23 protein-coding genes are annotated in these 24,873 nt (G+C 71.2%); 13 read left to right on the top strand and 10 right to left on the bottom strand.

From position 1 onward, the window contains the following. Window positions 1-31: 31 nt before the first annotated feature. Both ACZ3KP_RS30380 and ACZ3KP_RS30375 read right to left on the bottom strand, forming a co-directional pair. The gene (locus tag ACZ3KP_RS30380) at window positions 32-1,513 is read right to left on the bottom strand and encodes an MFS transporter (protein WP_467503256.1); all 1,482 of its coding nucleotides are present in this window, start codon (window positions 1,511-1,513) and stop codon (window positions 32-34) included. A 384-nt stretch (window positions 1,514-1,897) separates the two neighbouring features. Next, window positions 1,898-3,109, bottom strand: a complete 1,212-nt coding sequence (locus ACZ3KP_RS30375) for a lipid-transfer protein (protein ID WP_467503254.1) — start codon at window positions 3,107-3,109, stop codon at window positions 1,898-1,900. Window positions 3,110-3,268: 159 nt separating this feature from the next. Between ACZ3KP_RS30375 and ACZ3KP_RS30370 the strand changes: the two genes are divergently transcribed. The 5 genes from ACZ3KP_RS30370 (at window position 3,269) to ACZ3KP_RS30350 (ending at window position 9,034) form a co-directional block, all read left to right on the top strand. Beyond that, a complete protein-coding gene (locus ACZ3KP_RS30370; RefSeq protein WP_358970610.1) occupies window positions 3,269-5,011 on the top strand; it encodes an MFS transporter in 1,743 nt (580 codons plus the stop codon). Between the two features lie 365 nt (window positions 5,012-5,376). Further along, window positions 5,377-6,030, top strand: coding sequence for a class I SAM-dependent methyltransferase (locus tag ACZ3KP_RS30365; protein WP_467503252.1), 654 nt, complete (start codon window positions 5,377-5,379; stop codon window positions 6,028-6,030). Between the two features lie 23 nt (window positions 6,031-6,053). Beyond that, complete coding sequence (locus ACZ3KP_RS30360) at window positions 6,054-6,980, top strand: N-acetylmuramoyl-L-alanine amidase (RefSeq protein WP_467503250.1); 927 nt, start codon at window positions 6,054-6,056, stop codon at window positions 6,978-6,980. A gap of 117 nt (window positions 6,981-7,097) precedes the next feature. After that, window positions 7,098-7,925 carry a hypothetical protein gene (locus ACZ3KP_RS30355; protein ID WP_467503248.1) on the top strand — a complete coding sequence of 276 codons (828 nt, stop codon included), beginning with the start codon at window positions 7,098-7,100 and terminating at the stop codon, window positions 7,923-7,925. A 98-nt stretch (window positions 7,926-8,023) separates the two neighbouring features. Continuing rightward, window positions 8,024-9,034, top strand: coding sequence for an LLM class F420-dependent oxidoreductase (locus ACZ3KP_RS30350; protein ID WP_467503246.1), 1,011 nt, complete (start codon window positions 8,024-8,026; stop codon window positions 9,032-9,034). Here the strand turns inward: ACZ3KP_RS30350 and ACZ3KP_RS30345 are convergent. Further along, on the bottom strand, window positions 9,031-9,600 hold the full coding sequence (locus tag ACZ3KP_RS30345) for a hypothetical protein (protein ID WP_467503244.1): 570 nt from the start codon (window positions 9,598-9,600) through the stop codon (window positions 9,031-9,033). The genes ACZ3KP_RS30350 and ACZ3KP_RS30345 overlap by 4 nt on opposite strands. 137 nt (window positions 9,601-9,737) lie before the next feature. Between ACZ3KP_RS30345 and ACZ3KP_RS30340 the strand changes: the two genes are divergently transcribed. Then, on the top strand, window positions 9,738-10,025 hold the full coding sequence (locus ACZ3KP_RS30340) for a hypothetical protein (protein WP_358970628.1): 288 nt from the start codon (window positions 9,738-9,740) through the stop codon (window positions 10,023-10,025). 99 nt (window positions 10,026-10,124) lie between these two features. Here the strand turns inward: ACZ3KP_RS30340 and ACZ3KP_RS30335 are convergent, their stop codons facing one another. From ACZ3KP_RS30335 to ACZ3KP_RS30325, 3 genes are read right to left on the bottom strand one after another with little or no spacing between them, the layout of a single operon-like run. After that, window positions 10,125-11,195 carry a prenyltransferase/squalene oxidase repeat-containing protein gene (locus tag ACZ3KP_RS30335; protein ID WP_467503242.1) on the bottom strand — a complete coding sequence of 357 codons (1,071 nt, stop codon included), beginning with the start codon at window positions 11,193-11,195 and terminating at the stop codon, window positions 10,125-10,127. Next, entirely contained in the window at window positions 11,192-11,962 is a 771-nt protein-coding gene (locus ACZ3KP_RS30330) for a class I SAM-dependent methyltransferase (RefSeq protein WP_467503240.1), read from the bottom strand. Before ACZ3KP_RS30330 ends, ACZ3KP_RS30335 begins: the two co-directional genes overlap by 4 nt. Next, on the bottom strand, window positions 11,956-13,350 hold the full coding sequence (locus tag ACZ3KP_RS30325; RefSeq protein WP_467503238.1) for a glycosyltransferase family 4 protein: 1,395 nt from the start codon (window positions 13,348-13,350) through the stop codon (window positions 11,956-11,958). Before ACZ3KP_RS30325 ends, ACZ3KP_RS30330 begins: the two co-directional genes overlap by 7 nt. Before the next feature lie 220 nt (window positions 13,351-13,570). Between ACZ3KP_RS30325 and ACZ3KP_RS30320 the strand changes: the two genes are divergently transcribed. Further along, window positions 13,571-14,200, top strand: coding sequence for a TetR family transcriptional regulator (locus tag ACZ3KP_RS30320; RefSeq protein WP_467503236.1), 630 nt, complete (start codon window positions 13,571-13,573; stop codon window positions 14,198-14,200). Window positions 14,201-14,496: 296 nt separating this feature from the next. Next, the gene (locus ACZ3KP_RS30315; RefSeq protein WP_467503235.1) at window positions 14,497-15,129 is read left to right on the top strand and encodes a maltokinase N-terminal cap-like domain-containing protein; all 633 of its coding nucleotides are present in this window, start codon (window positions 14,497-14,499) and stop codon (window positions 15,127-15,129) included. Between the two features lie 78 nt (window positions 15,130-15,207). Here the strand turns inward: ACZ3KP_RS30315 and ACZ3KP_RS30310 are convergent, their stop codons facing one another. The 4 genes from ACZ3KP_RS30310 to ACZ3KP_RS30295 all read right to left on the bottom strand — a co-directional run bounded on the left by ACZ3KP_RS30310 (window position 15,208) and on the right by ACZ3KP_RS30295 (window position 19,235). After that, complete coding sequence (locus ACZ3KP_RS30310; RefSeq protein ID WP_132886524.1) at window positions 15,208-15,441, bottom strand: ferredoxin; 234 nt, start codon at window positions 15,439-15,441, stop codon at window positions 15,208-15,210. A 6-nt stretch (window positions 15,442-15,447) separates the two neighbouring features. Beyond that, the gene (locus tag ACZ3KP_RS30305) at window positions 15,448-16,905 is read right to left on the bottom strand and encodes an aldehyde dehydrogenase (protein WP_467503232.1); all 1,458 of its coding nucleotides are present in this window, start codon (window positions 16,903-16,905) and stop codon (window positions 15,448-15,450) included. Between the two features lie 191 nt (window positions 16,906-17,096). Beyond that, window positions 17,097-17,933 (bottom strand): inositol monophosphatase family protein, encoded by an 837-nt coding sequence (locus ACZ3KP_RS30300; protein ID WP_467503231.1) that lies wholly within the window; start codon window positions 17,931-17,933, stop codon window positions 17,097-17,099. A gap of 15 nt (window positions 17,934-17,948) precedes the next feature. Then, window positions 17,949-19,235: a hypothetical protein gene (locus tag ACZ3KP_RS30295; RefSeq protein WP_467503229.1), complete on the bottom strand. Its 1,287-nt coding sequence runs from the start codon at window positions 19,233-19,235 to the stop codon at window positions 17,949-17,951. A gap of 77 nt (window positions 19,236-19,312) precedes the next feature. On the opposite strand from ACZ3KP_RS30295, the gene ACZ3KP_RS30290 reads away from it, so the two are divergent. From ACZ3KP_RS30290 to ACZ3KP_RS30270, 5 genes are all read left to right on the top strand, one after another. Continuing rightward, window positions 19,313-20,095 (top strand): 6-phosphogluconolactonase, encoded by a 783-nt coding sequence (locus ACZ3KP_RS30290; RefSeq protein ID WP_467503227.1) that lies wholly within the window; start codon window positions 19,313-19,315, stop codon window positions 20,093-20,095. Window positions 20,096-20,310: 215 nt separating this feature from the next. Further along, window positions 20,311-20,829, top strand: coding sequence for a toxin (locus tag ACZ3KP_RS30285; protein WP_358970642.1), 519 nt, complete (start codon window positions 20,311-20,313; stop codon window positions 20,827-20,829). After that, on the top strand, window positions 20,826-22,097 hold the full coding sequence (locus ACZ3KP_RS30280) for an MAB_1171c family putative transporter (RefSeq protein WP_467503224.1): 1,272 nt from the start codon (window positions 20,826-20,828) through the stop codon (window positions 22,095-22,097). The genes ACZ3KP_RS30285 and ACZ3KP_RS30280 overlap by 4 nt, the downstream gene beginning before the upstream one ends. Continuing rightward, window positions 22,094-23,284 carry a DUF6545 domain-containing protein gene (locus tag ACZ3KP_RS30275; RefSeq protein ID WP_467503222.1) on the top strand — a complete coding sequence of 397 codons (1,191 nt, stop codon included), beginning with the start codon at window positions 22,094-22,096 and terminating at the stop codon, window positions 23,282-23,284. Before ACZ3KP_RS30280 ends, ACZ3KP_RS30275 begins: the two co-directional genes overlap by 4 nt. Before the next feature lie 13 nt (window positions 23,285-23,297). Continuing rightward, a complete protein-coding gene (locus ACZ3KP_RS30270; protein WP_467503220.1) occupies window positions 23,298-24,776 on the top strand; it encodes an FAD-dependent monooxygenase in 1,479 nt (492 codons plus the stop codon). Window positions 24,777-24,873: the final 97 nt, after the last annotated feature.

Here is a 24,873-nt window from a genome sequence, read left to right as displayed (position 1 = left end):
CAGCCGCTGTGTGTCACCGGAGCGAGGGCCGTCAGTGGTGGGTGCGGTGCGCGGTGGGGCCTTTCCCGGTCTCCCGCGAGGGCTGCTCCGTGGACGGTTTCCGGCGTGGGAGCCACAGCAGCATCAGTGCCGCCGCGGCGAGCAGCACGCCGGTGCTGGTGCGGAAGGCCGCCGCGTACCCCTGCGTCAGGGCCGCCGCCCCGCCACCGCCCCCGGTGTGGGCCGCCGCGATCGTCGACATCACCGCGAGCCCCAGGGAACCGCCCATCGTGCGCGAGGTGTTGATCAGCCCGGACAGCAACCCGGCCTCCGCGGGCGTCGCCCCGGACGTGCCGAGCGCGGCCAGCGGCGTCGCGGCCAGGCCCGCGCCGAGCATCATCAGGACGCCGGGGAACATGATGGCCGTCGCATAGGCGCCGTGCGGTCCCATCGTCGACTGCCAGGCGAACCCGGTCGCGGCGACCAGCGTGCCCGACACCGCCACCGTGCGCACTCCGAACCGCCGCATCAGCCGGGGTGCCGACTTCGAGCCGACGAGCACCGCGACCGAGCTGGGCACCAGGGCGAGACCGGCCTCCAGCGGGCTGTAGCCGAGGACGTTCTGGGCGTACAGGGTCATGAAGTACCACATGCAGAACATGGCCGAACCGGAGACCAGCATGGCCGCGTTGGCCGACGCCACCGACCGCCGGCCGAGCAGCCCGAGCGGCATCAGCGGGGCCGTCGTACGCGCCTCGACGGCGAGGAAGAGACCGAGCAGCGCCACCCCCGCCAGCAGCGGGACCAGGGTGGCCGCCGCCGTCCAGCCCTTGGCCTCGGTCTGCGAGATGCCGTAGGCCAGGGTCCCCAGGCCCGCCGTGACCAGCAGCGCGCCGGGCAGGTCGAGCCGTCGGCCGTCCCCGGTCCGGCTCTCCGCCAGCCACAGCACGGACCCGGCGAGGACGAGCGCGCCCACCGGCACGTTGATCAGCAGGACCCAGCGCCAGGACAGCAGGTCCACCAGTACCCCGCCGACCAGTCCGCCGGCCGCGCCGCCGCCGGCGCCGACCGCCGTCCAGGTGGCGATCGCCCGCGCCCGCGCGGGCCCCTCCGGCACGGCGGCCGTCAGCAGGGTCAGGGTCGACGGCGCCAGCACGGCCGCGCCCAGCCCCTGCACGGCGCGGGCGAGCAGCAACTGCCAGCCGTCCTGGGCGAGTCCGCCGCCGAGCGAGGCCAGCGTGAACAGGGCGAGCCCGACCAGGAACATCCGCTTGCGGCCGTAGAGGTCGCCGGCGCGTCCGCCGAGCAGCATGAACCCGGCGAAGGCGATGGCGTACGCGTTCACCACCCACTGGAGGCCCGTGGCGCTCAGGCCGAGTCCGGCCCGCATCGACGGGAGTGCCACGTTCACCACGGACACGTCGAGCACGACCAGGAACTGCCCGGCGCAGGCCAGCGCCACGACCAGCCAGGTGGGGGGTGCCGTACGGCGGGGTATGTGTGCGGTGTCCACGGCTTCCGGCATGAGAGTCATGCTCTCAAGCACATTGCGGCCCCTGCATCGGCTTTTCGGGCCGCCCCTCGGTTTTCCCGGCTCCTGCACCCCGCCGGCGACGCCGATCGGATCCCACTCACCGAGCAGATGCGCCGGCCGTTCTCGGCGACGTCGACGCCCCCCGACGGCGTGGACGCCCCCGGGCCCGGCCGGCGGCAGCCCTCGCAGACAAGGCGTGTGCGTCGCGGGCCGTCCGTGAACACCTCAGGTGGCGCGGGATCCGGGCGGTCATCCCCGTGCCGGCCGGTCAACGCGGCCACCGTGTGCGACGCCCGCGACGGGAAGACAGCAGCCACCTGCCCGGCCGGAGTCCACGTGGCGAGCATCTCCCTGCGGCCGGCCAGGTGATCCAAGCGAAACGGCCTAGGCCCGGGGCGCTACGGCCTGCGGCGTCGCCCGCAGCAGCGTGACCACCGCCGCGCCGCCCAGCCCGATGTTGTGCGCGAGCCCCACCCGGGCGCCCGCGACCTGCCGGCCCCCCGCCGTGCCGCGCAGCTGCCAGACCAGTTCGGCGGTCTGCGCGAGACCGGTCGCGCCCAGCGGATGCCCCTTGGAGATGAGCCCGCCGGAGGGGTTCACCACCCAGCGCCCGCCGTACGTGGTCGCGCCGGACTCGACGAGCTCGCCCGACCGGCCGGTCGCGCACATGCCGAGCGCCTCGTAGGTCAGCAGCTCGTTGACGGAGAAGCAGTCGTGCAGTTCGACGACGTCGACGTCCTCGATGCCGAGGCCCGAGCGGTCGTACACCTGGCGGGCTGCCGCCCGGGACATCGGCTGTCCCACGACGTCGATGCACGAGCCCGACGCGAAGGACTCCCCGGTGTCGGTGGTCATCGCCTGCGCGACGATCTCGACCAGGCCGGTGAGCCCGCGCCGCCCGGCGAACCGCTCGGAGACGACCACGGCCGCCGCCGCGCCGTCGGAGGTGGGCGAGCACTGGAGTTTGGTGAGGGGGTGGTGGACGGTGCGGGCGGCGAGGACGTCGGCGACGTCGTAGACGTCCTGGAACTGGGCGTAGGGGTTGTCCGCCGAGTGCCGGTGGTTCTTGGCGGCCACCGCGGCGAGCTGCGCCTCGGTGGTGCCGTGGCGCTCCATGTGCTCGCGGGCCGCGTCGCCGAAGATCTGCGCGGTGGGCGGGGTCATCTCGAAGCCGTGCCGGGCGGCCATGATCCCGTAGTGCCGGGCGACGGGCGAGGTGGAGAAGTCTCCCCCGTCGGCGCCGCCGCCGAGCGCGCCCTTCTTCATCTTCTCGAAGCCGAGGGCGAGGACGCAGTCGGCGGCACCGCCCTCGACCAGTTGCCTGGCCAGCATCAGGGCGGTCGCGCCGGTGGCACAGTTGTTGTTGACGTTGTAGACGGGGACACCGGTGAGACCCAGTTCATAGACGGCGCGCTGGCCGGCGGTGGAGGGCTGGAAGCAGTAGCCGACGGGAACCTGTTCCACGTCGTTGTAGGCGATCCCCGCGTCGGCGAGCGCGGAGCCGGCCGCCTCCCGGACCATGTCCCAGTACTGCCAGTCACGGGTCTCGGGCTTCTCGAACCTGGTCATCCCGACCCCGGCAACGTAGGCCTTCATGGCGCGCAGACTAGAACGCGTTCCATAAACGCGCCATCCCTGACGAAGGGTCAGTAACCCATGAGCCGGTCAAGAATTCGTTAGCAGCTCGAAGCAACGGAATAGTTGCCTGTGCATACGAGGTTTACCCGGCACTTATCAATCGGGAGGCCTCACTCAATGACGCACACGACGACCGACCAGCCCGCCCGGGGCGCGAGCGGAGCCGTGGTCCCGGTCCTCGCCTTCGCGGGCATCGTGGTCGCGGTGATGCAGACCCTGCTCGTCCCGGTCATCAAGGACCTGCCGCAGCTGCTGGGCACCGAGCCCAGCAACGCCACCTGGGTCCTCACCTCGACGCTGCTCTCGGGCGCCGTGGCCACTCCGATCATGGGCCGCCTCGGCGACCTGTACGGCAAGCGCCGGATGCTGATCCTCAGCCTCGCCGTCATGGTGGTCGGCGCGCTGGTCAGCGCCCTCACCAGCGACCTGCTCACGATGATCGCCGGCCGTACCCTCCAGGGCTTCGCCATGGGCGCGATCCCGCTGGGCATCGGCCTGATGCGCGACATGCTGCCGCGCGAGAAGCTCGGCTCGGCGATGGCCCTGATGAGCTCCTCGATCGGCGTCGGCGGCGGCCTCGCGCTGCCCGCCGCGGCCCTGGTCGCGCAGCACATGGACTGGCACGCCCTGTTCTACGGCGCCGCCGGTCTCGGCGCGCTCTCCATAGCCCTGACCCTGCTGGTCGTACCGGAGTCCCCGATGCGCGCGCAGGGTTCGTTCGACGTGCTGGGCGCGCTGGGGCTGTCCACCGGCCTGGTGCTGCTCCTGCTGCCCATCACCAAGGGCAGCGACTGGGGCTGGTCCTCGGGCACCACGCTCGGCCTGTTCGGCGCGTCCGTCGCGGTGCTGCTCCTGTGGGGCCTCTTCGAGCTGCGCCACCGGGCCCCGCTGGTCGACCTGCGCACCACGGCCCGCCCCGCGGTGCTCTTCACCAACCTCGCCTCGATCATGGTCGGCGTCAGCTTCTACGTCGTCTCGCTGGTCCTTCCGCAGCTGCTCCAGCTCCCGAAGGCCACCGGCTACGGCCTCGGCCAGTCGATGGTGGTCGCCGGCCTGCTGGTCGCCCCGCTGGGCCTGACGATGATGTTCACGGCCCCGGTGTACGCCCGGCTGTCCGCCAAGTACGGCCCGAAGCTCACCCTCATCCTCGGCATGCTGATCATCGGCATCGGCTACGGCGCGGGCCTCGGCCTGATGACCGCGCCCTGGCAGAGCGCGGTCATCGCGGTCGTCCTCGGCGCCGGCATCGGCCTCGCCTACTCCTCCCTGCCGGCGCTCATCGTCGGCGCGGTCCCGGCGTCGGAGACCGGCGCGGCGAACGGCCTGAACACGCTGATGCGGTCCATCGGCACCTCCGTCTCCAGCGCCGTCATCGGCATGGTGCTGGCGAACACCGCGAACCACGTCGGCGGGGTCGCCATCCCGACCATGCACGGCTTCCGGGTGTCCTTCCTGATCGCGACGGCCGCGGTGGCGGTGGGTCTGCTGCTCGCGCTGCTGCTGCCGAAGCAGCCCCGGCCGCAGCTCCACACGCAGCTGCGGGCCAGCAGCGAGGAGGACGCGGTGCTCGCCGTCGCCGAGGAGGCGCTGCGGGGCTTCCGCGGCCGGGTCCTGGACGCCACGGGCGAGCCGGTGGCGCGCGCGAAGGTGACGCTGATCGACCGGCGCGGACGGCAGGCGGGGGCGACGCTGTCCGCCGAGGACGGCACGTACGCGCTCACGGTGCCGGCCGAGGGGGCGTACGTGCTGGCCGCGAAGGCGGCCGGACACGGACCGCACGCCTCGTCGGCGACCCACACGGGCGACCACCGGGCGGTCGACCTGGACCTGTCGCTGCCCGGCGAGACGGTCAGCGCGTAACTCCTCACGCCGGGGGGCGGCCTCCGGCCCCGACCGGTACGCGGGCGGCGTTCCCTGCACGGGAGCGCCGCCCGCGCCGTTTCGCAGGGGCCCTCGGCACCATGGGGAGACGGCAGCCGGCACCGGTGACCCGGCACCCGATCGACCGAGCACCCCCGGGACCCCGCTCCGAGCGCTCGACTCCCTTGACCGACAGCTCACTTGGGGTCACGCGCGCGTCCGGCCGGCATCCGGGCCGCGCCTGACCGGCCGACGCCCGCCCCACTTCCCCGCCCCCCCGGTCGGGCCCCCGGCGGTGGGTGCGGCAGCATGGGCGGCCGGACCGTACGACACTCACCCCGCGTGAGACGAGTGAGAGGACGCCGATGACCGCGGCAGCCCCCAAGCCCGAGATCCTGGCCGCGTTCGAGGCGGCGAAGGGGTTCATGCCCGTCGGCGAGGGCCTCGCGCTGTACGCGGCCGCCGCCGAGGCGGCGGCGCTCGGCCTGCCGCTGCTGGAGGTCGGCACCTACTGCGGGCGCTCGACGATCCTGCTCGCCGACGCGGCCCGCGCGGCCGGCGTCACCGCGGTCACCGTCGACCACCACCGGGGCAGCGAGGAGCAGCAGCCCGGCTGGGAGTACCACGACCCGGGGACGGTCGACCCCGAGCTCGGGCTCATGGACACCCTGCCGACGTTCCGGCGCACCCTGCACCGGGCGGGCCTGGAGGACCACGTCGTCGCGGTCGTCGGCCGGTCCCCGCAGGTCGCCGCGGTCTGGAACTCCCCCCTCGGCCTCGTCTTCATCGACGGCGGCCACACCGACGAGCACGCCACCGCCGACTACGAGGGCTGGGCCCCCCATGTGGCCGAGGGCGGGCTCCTGCTGATCCACGACGTCTTCCCGGACCCGGAGGACGAGTTCACCGGCCAGGCCCCGTACCGCGTCTACCTCCGCGCCCTGGCGTCCGGCGCGTTCACCGAGACCGCCGCCCACGACTCGCTGCGCGTCCTGCGGCGAACGGGGGCGGGGATCTGAGGGCGCGGTTTAGAGTCGCAGACGTGTCGTACTCAGGCCCGGAATTCGATCCCCCCGAGCAGCGCCGGCCCCGCCGGGCGCCGCTCACCGTCGGTCTCGCCGCGCTGGTGCCCGGAGCGCTGCTCGGCTGGGTGGTGTACGAGGGGGTGGGCAGGCCCGGCGGGAGCGACGCCGCGCGGACGGACACCGCGACGCCCTGGTCGGCGCCCGCCTCCGTCGGCGACGACGCCAAGGTGCCGGGTCCGGGCGCGTCGGCGCTGCCGCTGAAAGGCAAGGTCGTGGTCATCGACCCCGGGCACAACCCGGGGAACTTCCGGCACCCGTCCGAGATCAACCAGAAGGTGAACATCGGGACGAACTGGAAGGAATGCGACACGACGGGGACGTCGACCAACGCCGGTTACACCGAGGCCCGGTTCACGCTCGACGTCGCGCACCGGCTGCGGACCCTGCTGGAGCGGCAGGGCGCCACCGTGCAGCTGACCCACGACGGGGACCGGCCGGCCTGGGGGCCGTGCGTGACGAAGCGCGCGGAGATCGGCAACGACGCGCACGCCGACGCGGCCATCTCCCTCCACGCCGACGGCGCCCCCGAGGGCGACCGCGGCTTCCACGTCATCCTGCCGGCCTCCGTGCACTCCGGCGGCGCCGACACCCGCCCGATCGTCGCCTCCTCGCGCACCCTCGGCGAGCGGGTGGAGAAGGACTTCGCGAAGGTCACCGGCAGCGCCCCGTCCAACTACGTCGGCAACGGCACCGGTCTCGACGTGCGCAAGGACCTCGGCGGTCTCAATCTGTCAACGGTTCCCAAGGTGTTCATCGAGTGCGGCAACATGCGGGACAGCAGGGACGCGGCGCTGCTGACCAGCGGCGCCTGGCGGCAGAAGGCGGCACAGGGGATCTCTGAGGGAATCGTGAGTTTCTTGGGCGGACAGGCATCCGGGGGCTGATCCGGGCGGACACCCTGATCGTCCGAACGATAGTGTCGTTCCTGCGATTCCTACCCTGAGGGGCCACCTCCGCGACGCGCCTCCTCCGCCGACGAGACGACCTACGAAGGACCTGAAGTGAATATCCGCTCTCTCACTAGAGGCGACGGCGTGGTGATCGGAGCAGCGGTATTGCTGTTGATCGCGTCGTTCCTCGACAACTATTCGTACGACGGTGTGCCGGACAGCGTCGACCTGCCGAGCCTGTGGTCGAGCGGACCCATCCTGTTCAGCGTCGTCCTGGCGGGCATCGCCGGCGCCGCGCTCGTCGTCGTCACGCGGGCGCTGCCGCAGCCGTTGAAGGTGGCCGGCCTCGATCTCGGCCCGTTCGGCGTCGCGTTGACCGTCTTCGCCGCGTGGAGCGCGCTCGGCAACGTCATCGACCCGGCGGGCGGCTTCGACAACCTGCCGAACGTGACCAACGGCCCCAGCGCGGGCACCGGTCTCATCCTCGCCCTGATCGCCACCCTGGTCATGGCCGGCGGCGCCGTCGCCACCCCGCTCGTCCCCGCCCTCAAGGCGGGCCTGATCCCCGAGCCCAAGCCGCAGGCCCCGCAGCCCTACGGCGCCCAGCCCCCCGGCGGCTACGGCTACCCGGGTGCCGCCGGTCCGCAGCCCGGCCAGCCGTACGGCGCGCAGCCGCAGGCCGGCCAGCCGTTCGGCCACCAGCAGCCCCAGCCGCCCGCCGCCCAGCAGCAGCCGGCCGCCGAGTTCTCGCCGTTCTGGTTCGCCGTTCCGGTGGCGCGGCCGCTGTTCGCGGAGGACGGCTCGACCGCGCCGATCGCCGAACTGGCGCCCGGTACGTGGTACCTGGCGGTCGAGCAGCGCGGTGCCGCCCTGGTGGCCCAGACGCAGGACGGCCGCCGTGGCGTGCTCCAGGACACCTCCGGCATCCAGCGCGGCTGACCGTCACCGCCCCGCACACGGCCCCGCACCCTTCCGGGTGCGGGGCCGTTGTCGTACAGTCGCCCGGCGATTGTCTGACGTCGCGTCAGGAGGCGGGCATGCGGCTGGGTTTGGCACTCGGTTACTGGGGGCGCGGACCCTCTCCCGACCATGTGCCGCTGGCGCGGGAGGCGGAGCGGCTCGGGTACGACTCGGTGTGGACGGCGGAGTCCTGGGGGTCGGACGCCTTCACCCCGCTCACCTGGATCGCCGCGCGGACGTCGACCATCAAGCTGGGTACGGCCGTTGCCCAGATGGCCGCCCGGTCGCCGACCACGACGGCGATGCATGCGCTGACCCTGGACCACCTGTCGGGGGGCCGGATGCTGCTCGGGCTCGGCCTGTCCGGACCGCAGGTCGTCGAGGGCTGGTACGGCCGCCCGTTCCCGAAGTCCCCGCTGACGGCGACGCGGGAGTACGTGGACGTCGTACGGCAGGTGCTGCGGCGTCAGGGGCCGGTCATCTCCGACGGGCGCTTCCACTCCCACCCCTACCGCGGCCCGGACGCCACCGGACTGGGCAGGCCGCTGAAGCCGATCACCCACCCGCTCCGCGCCGACCTGCCCGTCCTGCTGGGCGCCGAGGGGCCGAAGAACGTCGCGCAGACGCTGCGGATCGCGGACGGGTGGCTGCCGCTGTACTGGGCGCCGAGCCGGCCCGAGGTGTACGGGCCGGCGGTGGCCGACCTGCCGGAGGGCTTCCTCGTCGCCCCCATGGCGCAGGTCAGGGTCTGCGACGACGTGGCCGCCGGGCTGCTGCCGGTGAAGGCCATGCTCGGCTTCTACATCGGCGGGATGGGGCACGCGGCCCGCAACTTCCACGCCGACCTCATGGCGCGCATGGGGTACGAGGAGGCGGCCCGGCGGATCCAGGAGCTGTTCCTGTCCGGACGCCGGGAGGAGGCGGTGCTGGCGGTGCCGGACGCGTTCGCCGACGAGATCTCACTGGTCGGCCCGCGCGAACGCATCGCCGAGCGGCTGGAGTCGTGGCGCAAGGGCCCGGTGACGGACCTGCTGGCCCTGGCACCGGACCCCGCCACCCTGCGGGTGCTCGCGGAGCTGAACTCCTAGCCGTGGGCGAGCTGTCCGGCTGACGGCACCCGGTCGGTGACCGGGGCGCCGGCGCTCTTGCCCGCTTCCTTCACGTTGTTGATGACGTCGTTGAACGCGCTCGCCGCGTTCCCGTCGCCCTGGCGGAGCTTGGACGGCAGGTTCTTCAGCGCGTCGATGCTCGCTGACAGCGGCGCGAGGGCCTTGGACAGCAACGGGTCGCCCTGCGCGTTGCGTTTGGCGGCCTTGAGCCGGTTGTAGGCGAAGCCGCCCGCGGCGGCGGCCTTGACCAGGGCGAAGGTGCGGCCGTGGGCGCCCTTCTTGAACTTGCCTGCCTTCCACGGTTTCACGATCCACTGGTAGGTCGCTCCGGCCGCGAGACCCGCGTTGGCGACGAACCGGGTCTTGGCGAACTTCTGCTTCTCCGCGGACGTACTCGGACTGGGCGTGTCGGCCACGGGGACCGCCACCATGCCGGTGTCGGTCGACTTGCTCCGAGTACTGTCGCCGGCGCAGGCGGTGACTCCCGCGACCAGGGTGCAGCAGAGGGTCAGCGCGACGACGAGGCGCCGTATCGGTACGGGCACGGGGTCCTCCCGTGTGTCTCTCGGTGTCCTCCCCGAGCGGATGCTTCTTCCGGCAGCCTCACCCGGATGGCGGCATGGCGCCACTCGGGACGATGCCCTACAGGTTTCAAGGACCGTCCGGCGGCAAGCCGCAGGGTATGTCCTCTGAACGCGGTGCCAACCAGGCCGGTAGAGTCGTCGCGCTCGTCGCCGACGTCATGGCGCTCATCCTGGGCCTGTGGATCCTGATGTATCTGCTGGACGCGAACCGGGCGAACAGCCTGGTCCAGTTCGTCCATGACGCCGCCGCCTGGCTCGCAGGCTGGTCGCGCGACCTGTTCACCTTCGACGCGGCGTGGGCGAGGGTGGTGGCGGGCTACGGCCTGGCGGCGATCGTCTACCTGTTCATCGGCCACGCCATAGCGAACCGAATGCACCGCCACTGACGAACACCGGTCAGTGCGGGCGCCCCGGAAGGGGCGCGGGGAACTGCGCGACAAGCCCCGACGGCGCCGCACCCGCGCCGCCACAGCCCCCGTGCCCCACTAGGCGCAACAGTCCACCTCAAGGCCCGAAGGAAGCTCACCGCCCCCGAAAACGGCGCACGTGGCATCATGCCCACCCAGCGCGGCGACGGCGAGCAGCAACGACCCCGCGGTCCACGTCGTCAGCTCCCGCGGCCACACCGCGTCGTCCTCGTACACGTACCCGGTCCAGTACAGCCCCGACTCGGCGTCCCGCAGGTGCTGGATGGACTGGAGGATCTCCAACGCCCGGTCGGACTCCCCGACCGCCCACAGCGCCAGCGCCAGCTCCGCCGACTCCCCGCCCGTGACCCACGGGTTGGGGACGACGCAGCGCACCCCGAACCCGGGGACCACGAACCGGTCCCAGTCCTTCTCGATGCGCGCGCCCGCCTCCGCACCGGTCAACGCCCCGCCGAGGACCGGGTAGTACCAGTCCATCGAGTACCGGTCCTTGTCCAGGAACCGCTCGGGGTGCCTGCGGATCGCGTGCCGCAGCGCGCCCACCGCCAACTCCCAGTCCGGCTGCGGCTCCTCACGCTGGTCGGCGATGGCGAGCGCGCAGCGCAGCGCGTGGTGGACGGACGAACTCCCGGTCAGCAGCGCCTCGTCGGCGGGGGTGCCGTCGTCCTCGCGGCGCCAGCCGATCTCACCGCCCGGCTGCTGCAGCCGCAGCACCCACTCGACGGCCGCGTAGACGGCGGGCCACATGCGGTCGAGGAACGTGTCGTCGCCGGTGGCGAGGTAGTGGTGCCAGACGCCGACGGCTATGTAGGCGACGAAGTTGGACTCGCGGGCCCGGTCGGTGACGTCGTCGTGGGCGCCGTCGGCGTAGGCCGCGTACCAGGAGCCGTCCTCGTTCTGGTGGCGGGCGAGCCAGGTGTACGCCCGCTCGGCGGCCTCGTGCTCACCGGCCGCGTCCAGGGCCATCGCGGCCTCGGTGTGGTCCCAGGGGTCGAGGTGATGCCCCCGGAACCAGGGGATCGCGCCGTCCTCCCGCTGCACGGCGAGGATGCCGCGGACGGTCGCGGCGGCCTGCTCGGCGGTGAGGACCCCGGGCAGGACGAGGTGTTCTGTCCGGGGAGTGGTCACGTGGCGGCCGCCTCGGCGTCCGAGGGGGCGTTCGTGTCGTCGCCGGCGGCGGGCAGGTGCGGTTTGGTCGCGTAGACCACGACGCTCTTGCCGATGACCGGGTTCAGCGCCTGCTCGGCGACCCGGGTGACCAGCGGCTTCTTCATGATGTCCCAGACCAGCAGCTTGTGGTACGCGCGCACCGGCAGCGCCTTGTCGTTGTCGACGCCGAACGCGCACTTCAGCCACCAGTACGGCGAGTGCAGCGCATGCGCGTGGTGGGTGCCGTAGGGCCGCAGTCCGGCCTCCTTGATCTTCCCGATCAGTTCGTCGGCCCTGTAGATGCGGATGTGGCCGCCCTCGACCTCGTGGTAGGCGTCGGAGAGCGCCCAGCAGACCTTCTCGGGGCCGTAGCGGGGCACGGTGACCGCGATCCGGCCGCCCGGCCTGAGCACCCGCACCATCTCGGCGAGGACGCCCTTGTCGTCGGGGATGTGTTCCATCACCTCGGAGATGATGACCACGTCGAAGGACTCGTCGGGGAAGGGCAGGGCGAGGGCGTCGCCCTCCATGGCGGTGGCCGTGGCGCCCGCCGGGGCCTCACCGGCCTCCTTCATCGCCGCGAACCACTTGGCGACCTCGCGGATCTCCTCGGCGTTCTGGTCGAGGGCCACGACCCGGGCGCCGCGCCGGTAGCACTCGAAGGCGTGCCGGCCGGCCCCGCAGCCGAGGTCCAGGACTCGGTCGCCCGGGGCGAGCGGGAACCGGGAGAAGTCGACGGTCAGCACGTGGCCCTGCTTTCGGGAGTGGATGCAACGTCTGCGCGGGGGGCGGCCGCCGGGCGGCCGGGGGTCGTGGACGCGGGGTGCGCCGCGGCGCGGCGGGCGATGGCCTCGCGGTAGCGGGCCACGGTGCCCTCCGCGGCGCGCGCCCAGGTGTAGTGCCGCAGCACCCGCGCACGGCCCGCGTGGCCGAGCCGGGCCCGCAGCTCCGGGTCGCCCAGCAGCCGGCCGAGTCCGGCGGCCAGCGCGTCGGCGTCGCCCGGTGGGACCGCCAGGCAGGTCTCCCCGTCGCGCCCGGCGACCTCGGGGATCGCGCCGCCGGTGGTCGCGAGCAGCGGGGTACCGGTCGCCATGGCCTCGGCGGCGGGCAGCGAGAAGCCCTCGTAGAGCGAGGGCACGCAGGCGACCTCGGCCGAGCGGACCAGGTCGACGAGTTCGGCGTCGGAGATGCCCTTCACGAACTCCACGGCGCCGTCGAGGCCGTACCGCTCCATGGCCTGGGCGACGGGCCCCTCGGCGGGCCGCTTGCCGACGACGACGAGGTGGGCGGCGGGGTGCTCGGTCCGTACCTTGGCGAGGGCCTCGACGAGGTACACCAGGCCCTTCAGGGGGACGTCCGCACTCGACGTGGTGACGATCCGGCCCGGCACCTGGGGCACGGCCGGATCCGGCGCGAAGAGGTCGGTGTCGGCGCCGATGTGGACGACGTGCACGCGGTCCTCGCGGACGCCGAGGTGGTCGACGATCTCCTGGCGGGAGGTGCCGGAGACGGTGAGCACGGAGGGCAGCCGGCGGGCGACCCGCTTCTGCATCCGGGTGAAGGCGTACCAGCGCCGCACCGAGTAGCGCCGCTGCCAGCCCTGGGCCGCGTCCAGCTCCAACTGCCGGTCCACGGTGATGGGGTGGTGGATCGTGGTGACGAGCGGCGCGCCGATGTCCCCCAACAGACCGTAGCCGAGCGTCTGGTTGTCGTGGACGACGTCGAACTCCCCGGCGCGGGCGCGCAGATGGCGGCGGGCGCGCAGGGAGAACGTCAGGGGTTCGGGGAAGCCGCCGGTCCACATGGTCGCGACTTCGAGAGCGTCGATCCAGTCCCGGTACTCGTCCCGCTTCGGCGTCCGGAAGGGGTCCGGGGAGCGGTAGAGGTCGAGGCTGGGCAGCTCGGTGAGGGTGAGCCCGGGGTGTCCCTCGTCGAGGACGGGGTACGGCTGTGAGCCGATGACCTCGACCCGGTGGCCGAGCCGGGCCAGCTCGCGGGACAGGTGCCGGACGTAGACGCCCTGGCCGCCGCAGAACGGGTTCCCTTTATAGGTGAGGAGCGCGATGTCGAGCGGTCGCTCGCCGTCGGCGGCGGATTCCTCCTTGGTACCCGCCCGCCTGGCCTCAGCGGTCACTCCGGGCCCCCTTCTCCCTGCACTTTCCCGCGAGGTTACGTCGGGACGCTAATCTAGAACAAGTTACAGACTTGATCGTTCAGGAGGCTCTGAATCTACCGGGAGGTAGGGGCGGAGTGAGCAGTGGATCAGGTGATTCGCGCCACGACGCGAACCCCTGCCATGCTGTCTGATCACTCGCCCTGAGCACTGCCCTCACCGACTGTCACGGACGGGACCCATGCCTGCGGAAGCCAAGGTGGACATCAGCGCCCGGCCGGCCTCTCCCCCGCTCACCGAGCGGCAGGAGGCGCGGCGCCGCCAGATCCTGCACGCGAGCGCGCAGCTCGCCAGCCGGGGTGGTTTCGACGCCGTGCAGATGCGCGAGGTGGCCGAGTCCTCCCAGGTCGCGCTGGGGACGCTGTACCGCTACTTCCCGTCCAAGGTCCACCTGCTGGTCGCGACCATGCAGGACCAGTTGGAGCACATGCACGGGACGCTGCGCAAGAAGCCGCCGACGGGCGAGACGGCGTCCGAGCGGGTCGCCGAGACCCTGATGCGGGCGTTCCGGGCGCTGCAGCGGGAGCCGCACCTGGCCGACGCGATGGTGCGGGCACTCACCTTCGCCGACCGCAGCGTGTCCCCCGAGGTCGACCAGGTCTCCCGGCAGACCACGGCGATCATCCTGGACGCGATGGGGCTGACCGACCCGACCCCCGCCCAGCTCTCCGCCGTCCGCGTGATCGAGCACACCTGGCACTCGGCGCTGATCACCTGGCTCTCCGGGCGGGCCTCCATCGCCCAGGTCAAGATCGACATCGAGACGGTGTGCCGGCTGATCGACCTGACGGAGCCGGGCGAGCGGGCGTAGGGCAAGCGAAACCTACGAGACGGGTTCCCTTCGCCGGTATGGTCCGGATCAGGTGATGGGGGTCGCCGTTCGGCCCAACCGCTGCCTTCCGGCCTCTCAGCCCGACCGTCGACGTCGGCACCGGCGGATGCCTCTGCATCTGCGTCACGCCTGAGTCGGCTACTCCGCTCGGACTCCCTCACTCGCCTCGTAGGCTGCTTCAAGGATAGAACGCGGGGAGCGAAAGAGAACCCCCCCATAGCACATTTTTTTACGTTTATCCGACATCGGGACCTGATCGCGGGGAGAATCGCCCCATGGCTCTCATCCACCGCACCACCCTCAAGCCCACCAAGGTCGAACTCCTCTCCGCCTGGCTGCCCAGCCGCCCCTGGTACCACGGCCCCGCCGTACCGGAGTTGGCGAAGGCCGGCGGGTTCCGGCTCGACGACCCCGAGGGTGAGGTCGGGATCGAGTTCATGGTCGTCACCGACGGGTCGGCGGCGTACCTCGTGCCGCTCACCTACCGCGGCGCACCCTTGGAGGGCGCCGAGCACGCGCTCGTGGGCACCACGGAGCACGGGGTGCTCGGTACCCGGTGGGCCTACGACGGCTGCCACGACCCCGTGCTGACGGCGGAGCTGCTCGCCCTGATCGAGGGCCGCGCCGAGGCGCAGGCGCAGAGCCTCACCGACACGCCCGACCGGGAGGTGGTCCGCGGATGCACCGGCGACCTCCCCCTGTCCGGGCTCGGCGCCCCCGTCGACACGGACGGGACCACCGAGTTCGCCGTACCGGACACCGGCCTGGTGCTGCGCCTGCGACGCGTCCTGACGCCCGGCTCGACACCCCCCGCGGACGCAGTCGGCCACGTCACCGGCGCCTGGGACCACCCCGAAGGCACCCGCACCCGCGCCGTCTTCGCCACAGTGGAACCCCGCCGACCCTGACCCCCGCCCCCTCACCCGCGCCCCCTCCGACCAGTCCCACCCCCACCGGCCGGCTCGGTCCTCCGGTCAGTCCTCCGGTCAGTCCTCCGGTGGGAAGACCGGTTCTCCGGTGTCCAGGAGGGTGATCGTGATCGCCTCCACCGGGCAGTTCTCCGCCGCGTCGAGGATCCTGCCGTTGGCGTCCGTCTCCGGGTCCACCGGGTGGGACTGCATGGCGGAATCGAGGCGGAAGGAGCCGGTGGCGCGGTGGACGCACTGGGCCGAGCCGATGCAGATCGACCGGTCGACCTCGACGTGCCAGCGGTCACCCATGGCCCGTCACGCCTCCCACCCGGCGGGCAGATGGATCATCTTGTGCTCCAGGAACTCGCCGTACCCCTCCGGGCCGAACTCCCGCCCCAGACCGGAGTTCTTGTAGCCCCCGAACGGTCCGAGCATGTCGAGGCTGAAGGTGTTGACCGAGTACGTGCCGGTACGGACCTGGCGGGCGACCTCGATGCCGTGCGCCACGTCCGCCGTCCACACGCTGCCGCTCAGCCCGTAGTCGGAGTCGTTGGCGATCTTGAGGGCCTCCGACTCGTCGCCGTAGGGGAGCAGGCAGATCACCGGTCCGAAGATCTCCTCGCGGGCGATCCGCATGGAGTTGTCGACGTCGCCGAAGAGCGTCGGTTCGACGTACCACCCCTTGTCGAGGCCCGCCGGGCGCCCGCCGCCGGTGAGTATCTTCGCGCCCTCCTCCAGCCCGATCCGGATGTAGTCCAGGTTCCGCTGCTGCTGGCGCCGGGCGACCAGCGGCCCCACCTGGGTGGCCGGGTCGAGCGGGTCGCCGACCTTCAGGGCGCTCGCCGCGGCGGCGAAGGCGTCGGCGAACTCGTCGTAGCGGGAGCGCGGGACGAGGATGCGGGTCTGGGCGACGCACGCCTGCCCGTTGTTCATCCAGGCGGCCGGGACGATCCCGGCGACGGCGGCGGACACGTCGGCGTCCGGCAGCACGACCGCCGCAGACTTGCCGCCCAGTTCCAGGGTCACCCGGGTGAGGTTCCGCGACGCGACCTCCATCACCCGCCGGCCGGCGGCCACCGACCCGGTGAACGAGATCTTGTCGACGCCCGGATGGGACACGAGGTACTCGCTCACCTCGCGGTCCGCCGGGAGGATGGACAGGACCCCGTCCGGCAGCCCGGCCTCCCTGGTGATCTCGCCCAGGATGTACGCGTCCAGCGGGGACTCCGGGGACGGCTTGAGCACCACCGTGCAACCGGTGAGCAGCGCGGGGGCGAGCTTGGCGGCGGCGACGAACTGGGGCACGTTCCACGGCACCACGGCGGCCACCACCCCGACCGGCTCCCGCCGCACCAGGATCCTCCCGAGCACGCCGTCGCGCGTCTCCTCGTACGTGAAGTCGCGCGCCACCCTGATCGACGCGTCCCACACCATCATCGCGCCGAGGGCCTGCGCGAGGACGCTCCAGGAGTACGGGGAGCCGTTCTCGGAGGAGATCACCCGGGCGATCTCCTCGTGCCGTACGGCGATCGCGTCCTTGATCCGGGTGACGACCTCGATCCGCTCGTCCAGCGTCATCCGCGGCCAGGGCCCCTCGTCGAAGGCCCGCCGGGCCACCGCCACCGCCCGGTCCACGTCCGCCCGCGAGGCGTGCGGCACCCGCCCGAAGACCTCCTCGGTGTGCGGCGAGACCACCTCGATGACGTCCTTGCCGAGGGGGTCGGTCAACTCCCCGCCGATGAACAGCTGTCCGTGCTCCAGGAACTCGGTCATGGCGCCCCGCCACCCTTTCTGACGATGTCTCAGAACTGATACCAGTTCTAGTTAGACTTGGCCAGGGAAGGGACCAAATGGTTCTTCACCAGGGGTTTTGGCAGTGCCGGGTTGGGGCGTCAAGCCGACCGGACCACCGCCGTGCGCACGGACCGCCCGGTGCACGCCCTCGATCGTGCGGCGGACGCGGCTCAGTCGCCGCGCAGCAGAGCCATGATCTCGGCGTGCAGAGCCGGATTCGCCGCCGCCACGATCGGCTGCCGCTGTACGTCTCCCCGTGACAACGACCGTGCGATCTGCGCAAAGTCGACCGGCCGCCCGCGGTCGTCGGTGACCACACCGCCCGCACACTCCACCATCTGATAAGCCAGTGCCTCGTAGTAGGGCTGACCGACGACAGCGTCGACGAAACCGTCGATCTCGCCGAAGGAGATTCTGGCGGCGATGATCGCGCCGTCGACAGTGGTCACCATGCCCGCCTCGGCCACCAGGCGGGCGGGCAGCGTTTTCCGGCGCTTTCTTTTGAGGAGTGAAACAGCCAGGAAGGCGTCTTCGACGCCCCGGACGTCGGAGACGGACACGCGCCCCGGAACGTCCATGGCCGGCGGCCGGAACTGCCAGGCACCGTCACCTGCCCTCGCTTGAAGGATGCGGCGGACTTGCAGATCAGCGATCGCACCCTCGACGAAGTCGCCCTCGGCTCCGAACTCGTACGCGGCGACGGCGCATTCCCGGAAGCCCCTGAAGGTCAGGGAGGTGTTGCAGTAGGGGTCGCACACCAGCAACCGTTCCTGGCTCCCCAGGGTGACCAGGCCACGCTCCTCCGAGTAGAGGACGCCTTCGTATCCAAGTTCATCAAGCGTCTCGAGAAGGATGTTCTCGGCTTTTACATCCAGGGTGTGCGCGGTGTGTCCGCCCCCCTTGTCCTCCACAACAGGGCTGAGATCCTCCACCGCCTGAGGATCCTGGAGTACCGGCCTGAGAACCTCGGAGATCCTTTGCACCACGGTGCGGGCAAGACTGCGCATGGGCTACCTGATTATCTACTCGTTACTGACGATCTGCTGGTAGCAGGGATTACAGACTGTCCGCCTGCTCGCCAGATGAAGCCGACTACGACGTCTCCACACGACCCTTCTGGCGCATACGTCACAGAAATGTGGAGGGATGATCTGCTGTTGCACCGCGGCCACTATACCGATCCCCGTAAGACCCGTGGCGACTCCCAGCGAATAGGAAAGGATCTGTGCTGCCGCACGCAGGCCCGGAAGGTCCGTGATACTGATCAAGGTTGTCAGCGTTCCCGCCAGGTAGGCGAGCACGGCGAACGACTGGACCCAGAAGTCGGGACCCCGGACATGGATGTCTGCGGAGCGGTAGAAGGCCTTCCCGGGTTTTATGGTCTGGACGACCGGCGGGACCAGCGCGAGAGCAAGTGAGACCGCCGCGAGGTCCGCGTGTTTCGCCTCGATGAGAGCAGATGTGTACGCCGCCGACAGAAGCCCCAACGACGCCGCGAAAGCCGGAAAGGAAACCGCTCGAAAACTTGACGCCGCATGATTTCCGAACAGGTATTTCAGGCTCACCGACCGGCTCGGATAGAAACCCAGCTTCCGCACCAGGTCCACGTCGGCAGATTGTGCGAGCGAATGGTACTCACTGTTGTCCAGCCGTGCCCGCAGAGAGAGTTCGGGTGAATGCTCGAGTATGACCACCACCGACTCGGCCGACGGCAGGCGCAACTCGATGCCGAGCCTCCAGGTCTTGAAGGCGCCGGAGCCACCCACCAGGTTCATGACGCTGGCCGTCTTCAGGCTGATGCGGACCGAGCCGGAGTTTCGCAGACGTCGCCCGTCGAGAACTATCGCGAGCCTTCCGTCGATTTCCTCATGCCAGACGGGTACGACTCGGTCCAGGGCCGACGCCGACAGGCCCTCGGCGACAACGGGCCCCCGTGAAGTCTGCTCAAGGGACGAGGAAGGCAGCGGTACAGAAATTTCGGCCGCGATCACGCGTCTGCTTCTCATTCCGGGGCGGATGGGAATGTCGATCGTGATGGCGACACAACCTGAATACGTGAGCGGACCTTGCAGGATGCGTAATGCGACCTGAACCGCCCTGGCACGTCCGTAGTCGCGCAGCAGATCATGCACTCTGCCGGTGTCGAATTCTTGGACATCCGTCACTGGTGATGGCAACGCCGGCACATTGTCCCCCCGGATCCAATAGCGTCGCGGGACCGCCACCGGTCCGGCAAGCCACAACGCAGCATGCACAATAGGACCGAAATCGCGCTTCCCGCAAGAGTCGTGCACCTGACGGTCGCTCACATCCCGGTCTGTTTGGCGTGAGGTCTTTGTGAGAATATGTTCCCCTCACATCATGAAGGGGTCGAGGTGGGGGGCTTATGGATGTCCGAGTCTTTCCCGATGATGTCGAGCTCGGCGAAACAGTAGCGTCGATCATCGTCGACGGCCTCCGACGCGCTCGGGAACATGGGGCCGCCTACTTGCTCGGTTGCCCAGCCGGCCGGAGCGCGCGCCCGGTCTTCAGGGCTCTCGCCCACCAGCTGGCCGCAGATCGCCGGCCCCTGAACCACTTGTACCTGGTCATGATGGATTCCTACGTCCTTGCGACGGGCGACGGCTTCCAACTACCCGACGACGGCGAGCACTGGAGCTGCCGCCGTTTCGCGGAAGAGGAAATCGTCGAGCCCGTCAACGACGTGCTCCCTTCCGGGCAGGGCATCGCCTCGCACCATGTGTGGATACCGGACCCGAACGACCCGGCGGAGTTCGACGAGAGGCTGCGGGCAGCCGGCGGTGTAGATCTTTTCCTGCTGGCCTCGGGGTCGTCCGACGGCCACGTCGGGTTCAACCCGCCTGGTTCACCTCGCACCTGTGGTACCAGAGTGGTGGAGCTCGCAGAGTCCACCAGGCGCGACAACCTGGCGACTTACCCGCTCTTCACCACACTTGCCGAAGTCCCGAGACTGGGAGTGACCGTTGGTGTGTCGACCATCGCGGATCACTCGCACAGGTCCATCATGATCACGGCGGGCCAGGAGAAACGGACGACGTTCCGGCGCCTGGCAGAGAGTGTTGCGTACGATCCCGCTTGGCCGGCCTCGGTAGTCCGGGAGTGTCGGCAGTCCTCCCTGTACGCGGACCACGAGGCAGCGAACGCCTGATCACATCGGTAGAGGCTCCAAGCCGACTCCCTCCAGCTTTTGGACCCGGGCCGTCTGAGCAGCCGTTTCCCCGCCACTCGTGGCCGTCGTCAGGCCATCCGTCCCGGCCGGGCGCCCCTGGAGGTAGCCGAGTCGCGCGACACTTGGCATATTGCGGTCCACCCGTGTCCACACCGCGGGGTCCTGCACGGCGTTCGACGCTCCCGGGGAGAGGCGTGCGTAAGAGGAAAGAGATGCACCGGCTGGCGGATGCGCTGATCGAGCCGCTGCGGGTTCCGGTTCCGGCGGATCCCGATGTGCTCTTCGACGCCCTCGTCGCGTCCGTGAACCAGTGGCGGGGCCGCCCCGTGCTCGTGCACAGGCGGTCGTTCCCCGCGTTCCTGCGCACCACCGGGATGTGGATGGAACAGCACCACCCCGACGCGGGCGTCGTCGACCACATCGTCATCGAGAAGGACGCCGCGGACTGGCACAAGCTCGTCATCTTCGGCCACGAGGTGTGGCACATGCACAAGGCGCAGTCGATCGGTCCGGAGCAGCTGGCCGCCGCCGCCCGTACGGACTTCGTCGAGGCCGCCGAGAAGGAGGCCGAGAGCTTCGGGCTGCTCGTCGCCCGGCGGCTGCGCCCCTGGCTGCGGGCGGCCCCGGACTCCGTCTACGCGGCGCGCGGCGGGGCCAGTGATCTCGCCGGCCGGATCGGGGCCGCCCTCGACCACCGGGGGACGCAGCCTTGAGCGGCCTGATCAACTACGGCAGCTGCAGTGTGCTGTGGATGGGGCTGGCGCCGAAGCTGCGCGATCTGCTCGGGCACCGGCGGGATCCGTACCTGCGCGCCATCACCGCGGTCCTGGCCCTCGCCAGCCTGTGCTTCCTGCTCGGGGCCCCGCCGACCGTGGGCGTGATCAACGAGGTCAGCCACGTCCCGAATCTCGCGGCTCCGCTGACCTACGCCAACATCACCGCCTACAGCGCCTCCTCACTGGTCCTCGTCGTGTACTGGCAGGGCGGCCCGCGCGTGCACCGGACGGCCCGGCGCTGGACGCTCGGCTACGCCGCCGTGATCGTCGCCATCGGCATCCTGTTCGCGCTCGGGGACGCCTCCACGGAGCGCCGGTCCGACTTCGACACCTACTACGCCACCACGCCCTTCATCAGGGAAATGATCGTCCTGTACCTGGTGGCGCACCTGACGGCCGTCACCGTCACCGGCGTCCGGTCGCTGCGCTGGGCGAGGGCCGTGACCGGCCGGCTGCGCGTCGGCCTGGTGACGCTCGGCGTCGGCACCATGACCGGCGCCGGGTACAGCGTCTGCAAGCTCGTCGCCGTCGCCGCCCGCTGGAGCGGCCGCGACTGGTCGCTGCTCAGTACGGACCTGTCACCGGGGTTCGCGGGGATCGGCGCCTTCCTCACCGTCATCGGCGTCCTCCTGCCGCTGCTGGGGCGACGCCTGACCCACTGGTACGACTCCTGGCGGACCTACCGCCGTCTGCGGCCGCTGGAGCGGGAACTCGCCGACCTCAACGTCCGCAGGTCCCTGCGCATGCCGCGGCCGCTCTCCCCGGGGCTCTGGCTGACCTGGCGCGAGACGAACATCCACAACGGCCTGAAAGCCCTGGAACCGCATCTCGACCACGACCTGTTCGACCGGGTGTACGCCCGCGAGAGCCGGCAGGCGGACGGCTCCCGGCGGGCGGGCACCGCTGCGTTGGCGGTCACGGTCGCCACCGCCGTGCGCAGTGAGCGCGCCGGCCGGCCCGCCTTCGCGTCGCGCATGGCCGACCTGCCGCTCCAGCTCCAGGTCGTGAAGGACGTGACGGACCTGGTCCACGTCGCCGACGCCCTCGCCGACTCGGCCTCCGCGTCCACCGCCGCTTCCGCGTCCTGCGCCGCCTCCGTCGCCGCTTCCGCCTCCGTCGCCGCTTGCGCCTCTCTGGAGCAGGCCCGGGCACCCTCCGACACCCTGCCCCCGCGGCCCGGGGTTGAGGGGAGATCAGAAGCATGAGCTTCGTCGTCTACTCGGCGGCCGCGTTGTTAGCCGTGTCCGCCGTGCTGCTGTCACCGAGGCCCAGAGCCGCCCTGCGCCACCCGCTCACGGCATCAACCAGCGCGAATCTCGCCCTTGCCGCCTGCTGTTTCACGTGTTCCGCGCCGGTCACCCTGTCCGCGGTGAACTCGGCCACCGGCATCCCGAACTTCGGGGCGCCGCTGACCTATTCGCTGATCTCGGCCTACAGCTGCTCGCTGCTCGTCCTGCTGATCACCTGGCGCGGCGGCAGTCCCGCCCGGGTGCGGCGGCTGGTCTGCCGCGTCATCGCCGGGTGCGCGTTCCTCATCACCGCGATCATCGTGCTGTTCGCCCTGGCCGACGCCCCGGTCGAGCGGTTGCAGGACCTCGACACCTACTACTCGACCACGCCCGGCATGCGGGAGATGATCGCCCTCTACCTGCTCGGACACGGGGTGTGCGCCCTGATCATGTGCGCGGTCTGCCTGAAGTGGGCGCGGACGGTGACGGGTCTGCTCCGGCGGGGACTGTGGCTGATCCTCATCGGGATCCTCGTGGACGTCGTCGGCTTCGAGTTCGGCAAGATCACCGCCGTCGTCGCCCGCTGGACGGGCCACGACCTCGACTTCCTGTCCACCGACGTCGCCCCGCCGATGGCGTCCCTGGGAGCTCTGATCTGCAGCGTGGGCTTCGTGCTGCCCCGGCTGCTGCCCGCGGCCCGTGAACAGTGGCGGAGCCTGTGGGACTACCGGGCACTCGCCCCCCTGTGGGCCGCGGTGCGGGAGCTGACCACCGCCCCCAAGCCGGCGCCGTCCTGGTGGCAGTTCCCCAAGGCGTGGCTCCAGTGGCGTGAGCTGTCCATCCACGACGCGCTTCTCCAGCTGACGCCCGCCTTCGACAGGAACGTCGGCCGCGCCGCGTACACCGCGGCTCGTGCGCAGGGCCACACGCCCGAGCAGGCCCGCGTCGTCTGCGAGGCCGCGATGGTCGTGACGGCGGCGCGCGGCGCCCAGGACCCGGGCCGGGAACCCGCCCGGGACGATCCCGGCGGGGCCGACCGGTACCGGCTGCGGGCCACCGCGGGTCCCGGCACCGGGGATCTGGTGCAACTGGCCCGCGCGCTGGGGCGGTTGCCGCTCACCGGCGAGGCGAACAAGGTTACGGTGAGGGTCTCACAGGAGTGACTTGAGGAGTCTCATGCCGCGCAGAGCCGTGGTCATCGGTGCCGGAACGGCGGGCGTTCTGGCCGCAGCCGCCCTGGCGACCGTGGTCGACGAGGTGATCGTGCTCGACCGTGACGACCTGCCCGGCGGCCCGGACCACCGCAGGGGGGTGCCCCAGGGACGCCACGCGCATCTTCTGATGGCCGGCGGCCTGGAGGCCATCGACGCGCTCGTCCCCCCGTCGATCGACATACGGGACCATCTCCGCGACGCCGGCGCCAAGGAGATATCCCTCGCCAGGGGCATGCTCGCGCTCACCCCGGAGGGGTGGTTCCGTCGCTGGAGCCGCGACGGGCACCACATGGTCACGTGCACGCGGGCGCTCCTCGACTGGGCCGTGCGCACCGCCGTCATGACGTACCGCGGGATCAGTGTGCACCGGGCCCACGCCCGTGCCCTCCTCGGCTCGGCCGCGCGGGTGACCGGGGTGCGGGTCGCCGCCGTCGGCGGTGCCGGGTTCGCGCCGGACTTCACCGCCCTGGAGGGGCTGCGGGTCTCGGCCGACGGTTCGGAGGCCGATCTCGCCGCGGACTTCGTGGTCGACGCGAGCGGCCGTGGATCCCGCATCGTCACCTGGCTCGAGGAGGTGGGGATCACCGGCATCCAGGAACGCACGCTGGACACCGGGCTCGTCAACTCCACCCGGATCTTCCGGACTCCGCGCGGTGCGGAGGGGTGGCCGCTGACCCTCGTCCAGCCCGACCCGTTCACCGGTGAGCCCGGCCGCAGCGGGATGGTCGTTCCGATCGAGGACGACGCGCAGGGCGCCCGCTGGATGGTCAGCTTCGGGGGCTCGCGCGGCGGGGAGCCGCCGAAGGACGAGGAGAAGTTCCTGCAGTACGCCTTCGACCTGCCGCACCCGATCGTGGGGCAGCTCGTCGCCGGAGCCGAACCGCTCACGCCCGTCTTCACCAGCCACAGCTCCAGCAATGCCCGCCGCTACCTGGAGAAGGCACCCGTCTGGCCGGACGGGCTCGTGGTGCTGGGGGACGCCCTGGCCACCTTCAACCCGCTGTACGGACAGGGCATGTCGGTGGCGGCGCTGAGTGCTCTGGCGCTCGCTCGCACGGTGCGCGACCGGTGGGGAACGCCCGGTCTCGCCCGGCGGGCCCAGCGGGAAGTGGCCAAGCCGATCGAGGCCGCGTGGACGCTGGCCGTCAGCTCGGACGTCCTGTACCCGGGCATCGTCGGCAGCGGTCCCACGCTCGCCGACCGGATCTCGGCGAAGTACACCCGGCGGCTGCTCCGGGCGGCGACCGGCTCCTACCCGGCCGCGTCCGCCCTCTGGGATGTCACCAGCGTCAAGGCGGGCCCGCTGCGCCTGCTGCGGCCGGCGGTGGTCACGGCCGTGCTGGCCGGCCCGCCGCTCCCCCGCCTGTCGGGACCGCCGCTCACTCCGGCGGAACACGAGATCCTGCACCGACTGACCGACGGTCCACAACCGACGCCGTAGCCGCGTCCGCTCGCCGCGTGGAGCGGTGGTCCGGTGGTCCGGTGGTCCGGTGGTGGAAACCGGTTGCCCGCGACGGCGGGTACGCGTTGGGTGGGGC

This window comes from Streptomyces sp. NPDC020958 (assembly GCF_055562175.1).
This window is presented reverse-complemented; position numbering and strand designations above follow the sequence as displayed.